Source organism: Carboxylicivirga linearis (assembly GCF_018271995.1).
GTDB lineage: Bacteria > Bacteroidota > Bacteroidia > Bacteroidales > Marinilabiliaceae > Carboxylicivirga > Carboxylicivirga linearis.
In genome coordinates, this window is record NZ_JAGUCO010000004.1 from 1 (window position 1) to 12,215 (window position 12,215).

The window sequence follows — 12,215 nt, forward strand, 5'->3', positions numbered from 1 at the left end:
TTTGGAACGTCCAAATCAAAAACCAATCTTTTTGAAGGTAAGGTATGTTAATTTGTGTTTCGGGATTAAACACGAGGTGGTTAGGGGCAAAAATATTTCAGAAGCATTTATCAATTTCTTTCAATTGCCAGAATCTTGACCGGATTTATCAAGTATTGTTCTTCATTTTTACGCTCGTGAATCTTTAAAAGAACATCCATCCCTGATACAACTTTCCCGAAGGCGGAAAAACCTTGCCCATCTGGATTACGCTTTCCACCAAAATCCAATTCCGGTTGATCGCCTATACAAAAGAAAAAATCAGCTTGTGCAGTTCCTGGTTCATTTCGAGCCATACTAAATACACCATCTTTATGTAGAATTCCTGTTTGCTTCGTTGTTTCATGCTCTATAGGAGGTAAGTGGTTTGGATGCACATCATCATACAACCCTCCTTGCACCACTTCTATTTTAATATCATTATCCGGTTGATTATCCATTGTAACAACCCTATAAAAGGTAGCCCCCTCAAAACGCCCCTCATCCACATACTTTAGAAAGTTGCCAGCAGTAATGGGAGCATCCTTAATATATATGTCGCATACAATTTCTCCTAACTCCGTTTTTATAATAATTTGGGGATCACTCTTACACGACTGAAATAACAATACTATCAATAAACCGAATAAAACAGATTTCATATTCTTACTTTTTACGAATAAATGCTTGCCATAAGACAATAACTACAACTGCAAAAGTAACAATAAATGCCCACCAATTGGTGGTTCGATAATAACCAAACACCGTTTTATCGCAATACTGAAATTCACCTGCTCCCATTTCCCATTTCAAATTTTCATTATCAAGTTCGGCTGCATTGGTATCATAAACAAGTCCGGGTAACTCAAATTCTATTTTATAACTTCGAGAATGCAATAACAGCATTCTATCATTCACTTCTTCTTCAAACTGATCAAAGTATCCTTTCTTATAAAGCCTGTCCATTCGATCAATATTCAATAAACTATCTGTTATTACTGTCAACTCATTCAACTCAGGCCCATCATCCAATACATGATAGAAAATCTCATCAAGAAACTTTGTCTGGTCTTTATTAATTACATCAAACCCATTTAAAACAGCAGCAGAATCAACCAAACGAATATACTCTCTACACATTGATTTTGAAATAAACTCCCACAAATGAAGCTCTCCATTTTCAATCCAGTTATCTTTTTCTTTACCACTTAAATGGTTTATAACTGTCGTATCATCTTCCAGAAAATAAGTTCGTTCATCCTCACTTAAAAATTCACTTATATCAAAATGTCGATAAGGGAATCGTTGCAGAAACGTTTCACTGTATTCATGAAAAGTGTAGAACCATCTATACTTCTTATGATAATCTATCTTTATATTTTCTCTTTGGCCTGAATCAATCTGGGAATAAAACACATTGAAAGAGGCGTCAACAGAAGGAAATGTTTTTTCAGCAATGGCAAAGAAAACAGTGTCTGATTCATTTATTTCTTTTGAGTAACTTACATCCCAACCATCAGAAACATCAAAAGAGAAGGGATTTCGATGAACTTTTGCTGAGTCACCAACAGCTGTCACTCTTTTATAAACGGATCCATCATTATTAATCCGGGTAAAATATCTTAGTTCAGGCTCATCACAACTACTTAATAGAAGAAGTGCAAATAATATGTATTTGATTTTTTTCATTTGTCTGATTTTAGTAGTTAGCGAATCCAATCGCATAAACGGCTATCTTTTTGCAAATGCCAGGCATTGAACTCAACCATTTCGCCCGCACTAAACTGCTCATATTTTGTAGGGTAAATTTCTTTGACTACAACTAAAAACTGTTTTATATCTGATATATACTCTGAGTTATTATCTTTTAGTTGTTCAACATCCTGCCGCGAAAACTGAATGGCATTTTTACGACTATCTATAATAAATCCGGCTTTCTTAAGGCTTTCTATTAAGTCGTTTATCTGATATTGGCATTGCATATCAAGCTCAGGTGCTTTTTTACTATAATTATCTAATACTAAAATATTGGTTCGCAACGTATAAGTTTCGAATTCTAACCACGTAAACGATCCCACAGCCAACAAAACAATAACTGATGCCGCAATACGCCACCACACCATTTTTGAATGATTCTTTTCATCGGCCTCAATGGCTTTTAATACATTTTGCTGAAATCGATTCACATCTCTTAAACGAGGTTGTTTTTTTATTTCTTCCCAATTATTCATCATCCCACTTTTAATATTTTACTTAACACCTCTTTCACCTTTTTGCGTGCAACATAAAGATTATCTTTAATCTTCTTCTCTGAGTACCCTGTAATTTGAACTACTTCATCTACATCCATCTCTTCCAAATCTCGCAATACAAATACTAACTTTTGTTGGGGCGACAAATGCCCGGTAGCAGTGTTTAGTAACTCTCCTAATAGTTTCAGATCAAGATCTTTTTCAATATCATCATCCGATTCGATTGTATTTGGCAAATTGATTTGTGCATGGTTTGTTTTTAAATGATCTAACGCTATTCGGGTGGCTATTGTATATAACCAGGTGCTAAACTTTCCTTTTGCCTCATTGTATTTGTTAATATTTTGCCATGCTTTTACAAATACATTTTGCGCAATATCTTCCGCTTCTAACTCATTGTTTACCAATCTAAAAACAACAGAAAACACATAATCTCCCATCATCAACACTAACTTTCCAAAAGCATTTTGGTCACCTTTCTGGCTTTTATGTATTAACTGGTTTATTTCCATCAATCGCTTTTCGGTTTATTAATGATACGAATAAAGAGTCATTTGGTCGAAAATAAAATCTAAAAACGAATAAAAACCTATCATTTACCCAACACTTTGAAAATGTCCGCATACGAACAAGACGAACACTGTAACCTATTGAATACTACAAGTGTCCCATATAAAATAAGTAAAATAGGTAAAACGTCCGAATATGAACACTTTCGCCCTAATAAGCGATAATGCACCACTACCTAAAAAGTATTTACACTCTGATTTAATGTTATTTAAACTATTCGGCACGAGAGTTGATAACGTATTTTAACAATAAATCCATTGAATTCTATTCATCTTTGAAAAAAATATTATGAGTCAAAGCATCATTCGTGTTAATCAATTGCACAAATCTTACATAACCGGCAGCAACTCACTTCATGTGCTAAAAGGGTTAGACATTGATATTAAGCAAGGCGAGATGGTTTCCATTATGGGCTCATCAGGATCGGGCAAATCTACACTTCTGAACATTTTAGGCATCCTAGATAATTACGACAGAGGTGAATATCACTTAAATGATATTTTAATACGACAAATGAGTGAGCGCAAGGCAGCTGCATTTCGCAACCAGTACATTGGTTTTATCTTTCAGTCGTTTAACCTCATCTCTTTTAAGAATGCCATGGAAAATGTTGCTCTTCCTTTATACTATCAGGGAGTTAGTCGCAAGAAAAGAAATAGCATGGCTCTTGATTTGCTCGAAAAGCTTGGACTAAGAGAATGGAGCGAACACCTACCAAGCGAACTTTCCGGTGGTCAGAAGCAACGAATAGCTATTGCACGCTCACTGATATCTAATCCTAAAATTATATTAGCTGATGAGCCAACAGGTGCATTAGACACACAAACTTCATATGAAGTAATGGATATACTTAAAGAAGTTAACAACAGCGGTATCACCGTTATAATTGTTACTCACGAAAATGATATTGCAGACATGACTCAAAGAGTTATTCGATTGAAAGATGGCTTAATAGAAGCCAATCATACCAATGTTCATTTTGCAGAACAACAGGCAGGTAAATCCATTTTTGTAAACAATTAATTTTTTTTCTGATGATTGATTATTTACAAGAGATATTCTCTACACTCAGACAGAACAAGCTTAGAGCGATCATGACCGGATTTAGTGTTGCATGGGGAATTTTCATGCTAATACTTTTATTGGGCTCAGGAAAAGGATTGCAAAATGGCATGGAAAACAATTTCAGGGGCACTTCAAAAAATGCCTTGTGGATTTGGAGTCGCAGAACTCAGGTTGCTTATGATGGATTAAAAGCCGGACGTCGTATTCGTTTTACTGATCAGGATGCCACAACTATTCAACGTCAGTTTGCCGACGACATTGATAACTTCTCCGGTCGTTTCAGTATTTGGGGTAATAACGATGTGACCTACAAAAATGAATATGGCGACTTTCGAGTTGAAGGTGTAATGCCTGAATTTAAAAAAATATCCATTGTGGATATGCTCGACGGACGTTACATAAACGAACTGGATATTAAAGAATACAGAAAATGCGTAATTATTTCTGAACCGGTTAAAACACATCTCTTCAAAGAAGAAGAACCAATGGGTAAATACATCCGCATTGGTGGAGTACCTTTTAAGGTCGTAGGTATTTTTAAGAATCCAGAGAATCGTGAAGAGAAAAAAGTATATATCCCATTATCCACCACGCAACGTGTTTACAATGGCAACAACCGTTTAAGCGAAATGGCAATCGCCACCAATGCTTTAACCGTTGCTGAGAATAAACGAATTGAAGAAGCCGTACAAAACACGCTGATGGAACGACACAGAGTGGCTCCGGAAGACAAACAAGCTATTGGTATTTGGAATACGCTGGAATCATTTAAACAAGCGCAAGGCGTGTTTGCCGGCATCAGAATGTTTGTTTGGGTAATTGGTGTAATGACCATTATAGCAGGTATTGTTGGAGTCAGCAATATTATGATCATACTGGTAAAAGAGCGAACTAAAGAAATAGGAATCAGAAAGGCAATTGGTGCTTCACCGTTTTCCATTATCCGATTAGTACTATCCGAATCCGTTTTGATTACCGGACTCGCAGGATTTTTTGGACTGGTTGCCGGAATGGGGCTTTTATCTCTGGTATCTCTGATTCTTCAACAAGCCGCTCAAGGCAGTCAGGAGTTAGAGAGGGCATTTTTTAATCCATCAGCAGATTTAGGCGTAGCCATTTGGGCATTGGTAATTCTGGTTTCAGCTGGAGTAATAGCCGGTTTTATACCTGCAAGAAAAGCCTCGGCTATCCGCCCTATTGAAGCTTTACATGATGAATAATTGATAACCTTAGAACCTTATCTATGTTTGATAGAGACAGATGGCAGGAGATTTTTAATGCCATAAAAAAGAATAAACTAAGAAGCGTACTAACAGCTTTCGGTGTTTTCTGGGCCATTTTTATGCTGATTGTAATGACTGGCTCCGGCAACGGATTAAAAAACGGCATTACCGAAGGTGTTAAAGATTTTGCCACCAACAGTGCTTTTATGTGGTCGGAAAATACTACAGTAGCTTTTGAAGGATTTAAAAGAGGCAGACACTGGATGATTACCAACGACGACATTGTTGCCATTAAAGACCAAGTGCCAGAAGTGGAAGTGATATCACCCCGCCTGAACGGTTGGAACCTCAGAAGTGGTGAAAATGTGGTGAGAGGCAAGCGCTCAGCAGCTTTTAACGTAATGGGCGACTACCCAACTTATAAGAAGATAGACCCATGTACGATGCCTTACGGACGTTATATTAATGATGAAGATATACGCTTAAAACGCAAGGTCTGCATCATTGGAGAAAAAGTATATGAGATCATGTTCGACGAAGGTGAAGATCCTGTTGGAGAATACATCAGAGTGAACGGGGTGTATTTTATGGTGGTTGGTGTATTTAAAAGCAACAACCCTCAAATAAACATTGGAAGTAATAAAAAGGAAACGGTTTATCTTCCTTTTACATCTATGCAACAAACCTTTAACTATGGCGATCAGGTACATTACTTTGGAATAACTGCTAAAGAAGGAGTCAAGGTAAGTAAGGTGATAGATAAAATCACCCCTATTCTTCAGAAAAATCATAAAATTTCTCCTGAGGACCCCGATGCTGTTGGCAAGGTTGATATAGAAAATCAAATTCAAACCATGTTCTATATCTTTTTAGGAATTGATATTCTAATATGGGTAGTTGGAATTGGTACTTTAATTGCAGGCGCTGTTGGAATCAGTAATATTATGCTGGTTATTGTAAAAGAACGCACCAAAGAAATAGGAATACAAAGAGCCATTGGAGCGCGTCCGGCTGTAATAATTGGCCAGCTGTTAACCGAATCGGTATTTCTTACAACCATTGCCGGTTTTATTGGTCTGGCTTTCGGAACCTTCGTCCTTTATCTGGTCGATGCCGGTATTGATGCCTCGCGAGCGGGAGCAACCGGAGAAGAAGAAACCTTCTTTTTAAATCCTGAAATTGGATTACCTCTGGCTCTTTCTGCCCTGGCTATGCTAATATTTGTTGGGTTAATAGCCGGTTTAATACCAGCGATGAAAGCCATCAAAATTAAACCAATAGAAGCTTTACGTCACGAATAATAACAAAACGAACAAAATAACTTAAATCAATAATCATGAAAAAGGTATTAAAAATATTAGGTCTAATCATATTTGTAGGATTAGTAGGCTGGGTTGTATTTTACTTGTACGGCCAAACTAAAAAAGATCCGATTGTTTACGAAACAGAAAATGCCGAAGTCACTAATATCATTAAAAAAACGGTGGCTACCGGATCGGTTGTTCCACGAAAAGAAATTGAAATAAAACCCCAGGAGTCTGGTATTATAACAGAATTATATGTTGAACCGGGTGATATGGTTGAAAAAGGCGATTTAATTGCAAAGATTCAGATTATTCCTGAAATGGTGCAGGTTAACAATGCCGAAACCCAATTACGAAAAGCAGAGATCAGCTTTAAAAATGCTGAGATTGAATTTAAACGTAAAAAGGAATTATTTGACACCGGAGTGATACCAGAATCGGAGTATCTTGAAGAGTCTTTAAGATTTGAAACGGCAAAAGCCGATCGCGATGCAGCTGAAAATAACCTACAGTTGATAAAAGAAGGAGTTACATCTAAAATGAAAAACCAAACCAATACTTTAATCCGCTCTACAATTAACGGAATGGTATTAGATGTACCTATCAAAGAAGGAAACTCGGTTATTAAGAGTAATACCTTTAATGATGGAACCACCGTAGCGACAGTGGCCGATATGGGCAAAATGGTATTTGAAGGTAAAGTGGACGAGACAGAGGTAGGTAAAATTCGTGAAGGAATGGATCTGTTATTATCTATTGGTGCCATTGAAGACGAAAAATACGATGCCCAGTTAGAATCTATTGCACCTAAAGGAGTGGAAGAAAACGGTGCCATTCAGTTTGAGATTAAAGCTGCCGTAAACCTTAAAGAAGGTCAGTTTATCAGAGCCGGTTATAGCGCTACTGCTGATATTGTATTAGATCGCAGAGATAGTGTAATTGCCATTAAAGAAAAACTGATCACTTTTGCAAATGATTCAGCTTTTATTGAAATTGAAACCGGAGAGCAAGCCTTTGAGAAACGCCTAATACAAACCGGATTATCTGATGGAATTAACATTGAAGTGAAAGAAGGACTTTCTACTGAAGAAAAGATTAAAGTTCCCAAAAGCTAATATTCAATTATAATTGATATTTTTAATAGTTTTTTCATAAAAACAGTCGGGGTTAACTACCCCGGCTATCTGCTACTAATTTTTTTAGTGCACACCTGAGAGAAATAAAAATAACGATCCTAACGGAAAAAAATCTTAGCAATGATTCGAAAAGCTTTATTTGGGTTTGTAATTGCATTAGCATCCATTACCTCATCATCTGCACAAGAGGTAAAACAATGGTCGCTGCTTGAATGCATTAATTATGCCCACGAAAATAATATTACGGTAAAACGCCAATTACTAAATGCCGAATATCAGGCAAATGTATTAAAGCAAAGTAAACTTAACATGCTTCCAAACCTTAATGCCAGCGTAAGTGGCTCCTTTAATTTTGGTTATACATGGATTCAACAAGAGGCTCAAAACGTGGAAGTGAACACTCGCTCATTAAGCTCCGGCCTGTCGAGTAATGTGGCACTGTTTGAAGGGCTAACCAGACAAAATACCATTAAGAAAAACCAGTATTTGTTAATGCAGGCTTTAGAAGACAATGAGAAAACCAAAAACGATATTGCTCTTCAGATTACTGCACAATACATGCAAATTTTGTTTGACAAAGAGTTATTGGCTGTTGCCAAAGAACAATACGAAACCAGTAAACTTCAAGTGGATCGAACTCAAAAATTAGTAGATGCAGGTAGTGTAGCAATGGGTAATCTTCTTGAAATTAAATCACAGGCTGCTAAAGAAGCTTTAAATGTAACTCAGCAAGAGAATAATTTAAATTTAAATATTCTGACTTTAGCCCAACTTTTAGATCTCGAAAACCCATTGGACTTTGCTATAGAAACACCTACTATACCAGAACTTGAAGCTTTTACTCCTGCCGGACCTGAAAACATTTATCAAACGGCATTAGAAATCATGCCAGAGATCAAAAGTTCGGAACATTATGTAACAAGCTCAGAATATGATCTGAAAATTGCAAAGGGTAATTATTATCCTACCATAAGTTTAGGAGCAAATATTGGTGCTAATGCCAATTGGCTGGCTGATGATCCTGATGGTTACAATCGTCCATTATGGGAACAATTTAAATCAACCAGAAACACTTACATTGGCGCATCTTTGTCCATTCCTATTTTTAACAGATTACAGGCTCGTAATGGTGTAGCCAATGCTAAACTTGGTTTACAAGATGCAAACTACCAATTACAATCGGCTAAACTTGCACTTCGTAAAGAAATTCAACAAGCTTATGCCGATGCAACAGCTGCTTATAAGAATTTCTTATCAAGTGAAGAGGCTGTTGACTCTTACAAGGAATCATTCCGTTATACCGAGAAAAAGTTTAATGTTGGCTTAGTTAATTCGGTTGATTACAATGTATCGAAAACAGATTTTACCAAGGCTCAATCTGATTTACTACAAGCCAAATACTCGTATATTTTACGAACTAAAATTTTAGATTTCTATAAAGGGATTCCTATTGAACTTTAATGTTCACCTTAACCCTAACTTAATACCAGTTGGTTTTTTACCAATTGGTATTTTTTTATTATTTACTTAGATATGATAACGCTGCATAACAAATAAACAGCAGCCTACTACCTAAAAGTAGAGAACTATTATTAAATTAGCGCAAATCAAATATTACCCAGAGGATGAAGAAACCGGTTCTTTTAGCTTTAATTGCTCTTGTTGTCATTATCGTGCTTTTACTTATTGGAAAAAAGCAAGGATGGATTGGTCAGGAATATAGAGAAAAAGTATTGACTGAAAAGGTCACCAACAGAACAATCACCGAAACCATTACTGCCAATGGTAAGATAAAACCCGAGGTAGAAGTGAAGATAAGTTCTGATGTATCCGGCGAGATATTGGAACTTTTGATCAACGAAGGTGACGAAGTAACCAAAGGTCAGATCTTAGCTCGTATTCAACCCGATATTTATCAGCGAAACCTTGAAAAAATGCAGGCTGCTTTAAAATCAGCCGATGCAAATCTGGCACAAGCAAAAGCGCAATTGGTTCAAAAAGAGCTGAGCTTTAATCGGAACAAACAGCTTTGGGACGAAAAAACCATCTCTGAATCGGAATATGAACAGGCACTGTCGGAATACAACGTAGCTAAAGCCAATGTTGAATCGGCTCTGGCCAGTGTAGTTAATTCAAAAGCTGGATTGAACGAAGCGCAGGATAACCTAAATAAAACAACCATCTATGCTCCTATGGACGGTACTATTTCAAGGCTAAATGTTGAAAAAGGAGAACGTGTTGTGGGGACAGCCCAGTTTGAAGGTACCGAAATGATGACGTTGGCCAACCTTAACCAAATGGAAGTTTTGGTTGATGTGAATGAAAATGACATTATCCGGGTTAGCTTAAATGATACAGCTCTTATTGAGGTTGACGCGTATCTTAAAAAGAAATTTAAAGGTATAGTTACACAAATAGCTAATTCAGCTAAAGTGGAAGGAACCAGTGCCGATCAGATCACCAATTTTGAGGTACGAGTGTTGATCTTACCTGAATCATACGAAGATATGATTGATGAAACAAAATACAATAAATATCCTTTCCGTCCGGGTATGTCAGCTACTGTAGATATTCAAACCAATACCAAAACAAATATTCTAACCGTTCCGATTATTGCTGTTACAACACGAAACGATACCATTTCAAGTGATTCAACTATGGTAAACAAAGCCGAAAATGAATCAAAAATTGAAGTAGTATTTGTGGCCAAAGATGGAGTTGTTGAACAACGAAAAGTTGAAACCGGTATTCAAGACTCTAAATACATTGAAGTAACCGAAGGTGTTGATGAGGATGAAGAAGTGGTTAGCGGACCTTACTCTGCTATTTCAAGAAAGTTGAATGATGGAGATTTAATTGAAATAGTTGACAAATTGAACTCAGGTAAAAAGGATTAGTAATTCTCTTTTTTATATTTTTGTGCCATATTTTTAACTGATATGGCACGGATATTAAGCATTGAAACATCAACAGGCGTTTGTTCTGTTGCATATAGCATAGACGGGAAAGTAATTGATTCAAAAGAACTATTTGAAGCCAATTCTCATGCAGCACATTTAACCGTATTAATTGAGAAACTCTTCAAAGAAAATAATTTAACAGCCAAAAATGACCTTGATGCTATTGCTGTCAGCAGTGGTCCTGGATCATACACCGGACTGCGTATTGGTGTTTCAACAGCTAAAGGTATTTGTTATGCTGCAGACCTTCCTTTAATAGCCATTGATTCGATGCATATTCTGAGTTACCCTGTTGTCAATCAAGATTGGAATAACTCAGAATTACCCTATTTGTTTTGCCCATTGATGGATGCCCGCCGTATGGAGGTTTACACCGCTTTTTTTGATTCAGAGATGAACCTTAAAGAAGAAATATCGGCTAAAATAGTAGATGAAAACACCTTTGCCTCAACACTCGAATCGAATAAAGTGGTTTTCTTTGGAAATGGTGCCGACAAATGCAAAGAGGTTATCCAACACGATAATGCCATTTTTGTGGATGACATATATCCGCTGGCAAAAAATCTTGCTCCTTTAGCTGAAAAATATTTCCAGGAAGAGAAATTTGTGGATGTGGCTTATTTTGAACCTTTTTACTTAAAAGATTTTGTTGCTACAACACCTAAAAAAAAGGTACTTTAAACCTAACCAATAAGTGATTTCATACGTTTAATTGTCATAAGGTAACAGTACTAACCTTAAGACAACGTATATGAATAGATTTATTATTCTCTTTTCTGCTTTGATTACCTGTGCAACTATTTGGGCAGATGAACCGGAAAAGAACGATACTATTTTCATTCCCCCATATCCATTAACTAGCCATCAGGCTTATCAAGACGGAGAGCTCCTGGCTTATACACTTGATTATGGATTTGTTACCGGCGGAAAGGCTTATCTTTCGGTAAACGACACTGTAATTAATGGTACAAAAACGCATCATATTATTGGCCGCGGCGAAACTGTTGGTCTTGCCGATGTTCTATATAAAATCAGAGATCGCTACGAAAGTTTTATTGATGTAGAAACACAATGGCCGGTTAAAGCAGTAAGAAGTATTCGCGAAGGGAGATACAAATACTATAACGAAGTTTCATACAATCGTGATTCATCTCAGGTTATAAGCAAAAAAACAGGAGTTCATAATGTGCAAGAAGGAATTCTAGATATTCTTTCGGCGTTTTATTTTGCTCGAAATCATAAGTTTAATAACAATCTTCAAAAGGGAGAAGTAATTGAATTTATGACCTACTTCTCTGATGAGAATTTCCCCCTTCGGATTAGATACAAAGGTATTGAAACAATAAAAACCGAATTTGGTAAAGTAGAGTGTTACAAGTTTTCTCCGGTAACAGAAGTGGGTAGAGCATTTAAAACAGAAGATGACATGCAGGTATGGATCTCAAAAGACGATAACCGAATACCCATCCGTGTTCGATTTAATTTAAAGGTTGGTGCATTTACCTGCGATCTTGAAAGTTTTAATGGCATCAAACATCCTTTCTCCAGTATTCAATTCTAATTTTACCAAGAATCAATAGAAACATTGGCTGGCAAAGCGTTTCAAGTATAGTTGAAGAATGCTTTTGACACTACATTAGGCAAATATTTATATATTATGCTGATTTATTAAGCTTTTACACTATTT

12 protein-coding genes are annotated in these 12,215 nt (G+C 36.5%); 8 read left to right on the forward strand and 4 right to left on the reverse strand.

Annotation, left to right across the window (positions count from 1 at the left end):
- Positions 1-110: 110 nt before the first annotated feature.
- From KEM10_RS07555 to KEM10_RS07570, 4 genes are read right to left on the reverse strand one after another with little or no spacing between them, the layout of a single operon-like run.
- Positions 111-680 (reverse strand): peptidylprolyl isomerase, encoded by a 570-nt coding sequence (locus KEM10_RS07555; protein ID WP_212215379.1) that lies wholly within the window; start codon positions 678-680, stop codon positions 111-113.
- 4 nt (positions 681-684) lie between these two features.
- On the reverse strand, positions 685-1,707 hold the full coding sequence (locus KEM10_RS07560; protein WP_212215380.1) for a hypothetical protein: 1,023 nt from the start codon (positions 1,705-1,707) through the stop codon (positions 685-687).
- Positions 1,708-1,724: 17 nt separating this feature from the next.
- Positions 1,725-2,249 (reverse strand): hypothetical protein, encoded by a 525-nt coding sequence (locus KEM10_RS07565; RefSeq protein WP_212215381.1) that lies wholly within the window; start codon positions 2,247-2,249, stop codon positions 1,725-1,727.
- Positions 2,249-2,782, reverse strand: coding sequence for an RNA polymerase sigma factor (locus KEM10_RS07570; protein ID WP_244825651.1), 534 nt, complete (start codon positions 2,780-2,782; stop codon positions 2,249-2,251). The genes KEM10_RS07565 and KEM10_RS07570 overlap by 1 nt, the downstream gene beginning before the upstream one ends.
- Positions 2,783-3,128: 346 nt before the next feature.
- Here KEM10_RS07570 and KEM10_RS07575 point away from each other — a divergent pair, with 346 nt between their 5' ends.
- From KEM10_RS07575 to KEM10_RS07610, 8 genes are all read left to right on the forward strand, one after another.
- Positions 3,129-3,863, forward strand: coding sequence for an ABC transporter ATP-binding protein (locus KEM10_RS07575; protein ID WP_244825639.1), 735 nt, complete (start codon positions 3,129-3,131; stop codon positions 3,861-3,863).
- An 11-nt stretch (positions 3,864-3,874) separates the two neighbouring features.
- Positions 3,875-5,125 (forward strand): ABC transporter permease, encoded by a 1,251-nt coding sequence (locus KEM10_RS07580; protein ID WP_212215383.1) that lies wholly within the window; start codon positions 3,875-3,877, stop codon positions 5,123-5,125.
- A 23-nt stretch (positions 5,126-5,148) separates the two neighbouring features.
- Positions 5,149-6,429, forward strand: coding sequence for an ABC transporter permease (locus KEM10_RS07585; RefSeq protein ID WP_212215384.1), 1,281 nt, complete (start codon positions 5,149-5,151; stop codon positions 6,427-6,429).
- 35 nt (positions 6,430-6,464) lie between these two features.
- A complete protein-coding gene (locus KEM10_RS07590) occupies positions 6,465-7,547 on the forward strand; it encodes an efflux RND transporter periplasmic adaptor subunit (protein ID WP_212215385.1) in 1,083 nt (360 codons plus the stop codon).
- A 141-nt stretch (positions 7,548-7,688) separates the two neighbouring features.
- Entirely contained in the window at positions 7,689-9,029 is a 1,341-nt protein-coding gene (locus tag KEM10_RS07595) for a TolC family protein (RefSeq protein WP_212215386.1), read from the forward strand.
- Between the two features lie 164 nt (positions 9,030-9,193).
- Positions 9,194-10,465: an efflux RND transporter periplasmic adaptor subunit gene (locus KEM10_RS07600; protein ID WP_212215387.1), complete on the forward strand. Its 1,272-nt coding sequence runs from the start codon at positions 9,194-9,196 to the stop codon at positions 10,463-10,465.
- A 42-nt stretch (positions 10,466-10,507) separates the two neighbouring features.
- Positions 10,508-11,209 carry a tRNA (adenosine(37)-N6)-threonylcarbamoyltransferase complex dimerization subunit type 1 TsaB gene (gene tsaB / locus KEM10_RS07605; RefSeq protein WP_212215388.1) on the forward strand — a complete coding sequence of 234 codons (702 nt, stop codon included), beginning with the start codon at positions 10,508-10,510 and terminating at the stop codon, positions 11,207-11,209.
- Between the two features lie 70 nt (positions 11,210-11,279).
- Entirely contained in the window at positions 11,280-12,089 is an 810-nt protein-coding gene (locus tag KEM10_RS07610) for a DUF3108 domain-containing protein (RefSeq protein ID WP_212215389.1), read from the forward strand.
- Positions 12,090-12,215: the final 126 nt, after the last annotated feature.

Excerpts from the sequence above, each read along its gene's own strand:
- KEM10_RS07595 (WP_212215386.1), top strand. The coding sequence starts at position 7,689 with ATGATTCGAAAAGCTTTATTTGGGTTTGTAATTGCATTAGCATCCATT.
- KEM10_RS07585 (WP_212215384.1), top strand. The coding sequence starts at position 5,149 with ATGTTTGATAGAGACAGATGGCAGGAGATTTTTAATGCCATAAAAAAG.
- tsaB (WP_212215388.1), top strand. The coding sequence starts at position 10,508 with ATGGCACGGATATTAAGCATTGAAACATCAACAGGCGTTTGTTCTGTT.
- KEM10_RS07555 (WP_212215379.1), bottom strand. The coding sequence starts at position 680 with ATGAAATCTGTTTTATTCGGTTTATTGATAGTATTGTTATTTCAGTCG.
- KEM10_RS07560 (WP_212215380.1), bottom strand. The coding sequence starts at position 1,707 with ATGAAAAAAATCAAATACATATTATTTGCACTTCTTCTATTAAGTAGT.
- KEM10_RS07590 (WP_212215385.1), top strand. The coding sequence starts at position 6,465 with ATGAAAAAGGTATTAAAAATATTAGGTCTAATCATATTTGTAGGATTA.
- KEM10_RS07610 (WP_212215389.1), top strand. The coding sequence starts at position 11,280 with ATGAATAGATTTATTATTCTCTTTTCTGCTTTGATTACCTGTGCAACT.
- KEM10_RS07570 (WP_244825651.1), bottom strand. The coding sequence starts at position 2,782 with ATGGAAATAAACCAGTTAATACATAAAAGCCAGAAAGGTGACCAAAAT.
- KEM10_RS07565 (WP_212215381.1), bottom strand. The coding sequence starts at position 2,249 with ATGAATAATTGGGAAGAAATAAAAAAACAACCTCGTTTAAGAGATGTG.
- KEM10_RS07600 (WP_212215387.1), top strand. The coding sequence starts at position 9,194 with ATGAAGAAACCGGTTCTTTTAGCTTTAATTGCTCTTGTTGTCATTATC.
- KEM10_RS07580 (WP_212215383.1), top strand. The coding sequence starts at position 3,875 with ATGATTGATTATTTACAAGAGATATTCTCTACACTCAGACAGAACAAG.
- KEM10_RS07575 (WP_244825639.1), top strand. The coding sequence starts at position 3,129 with ATGAGTCAAAGCATCATTCGTGTTAATCAATTGCACAAATCTTACATA.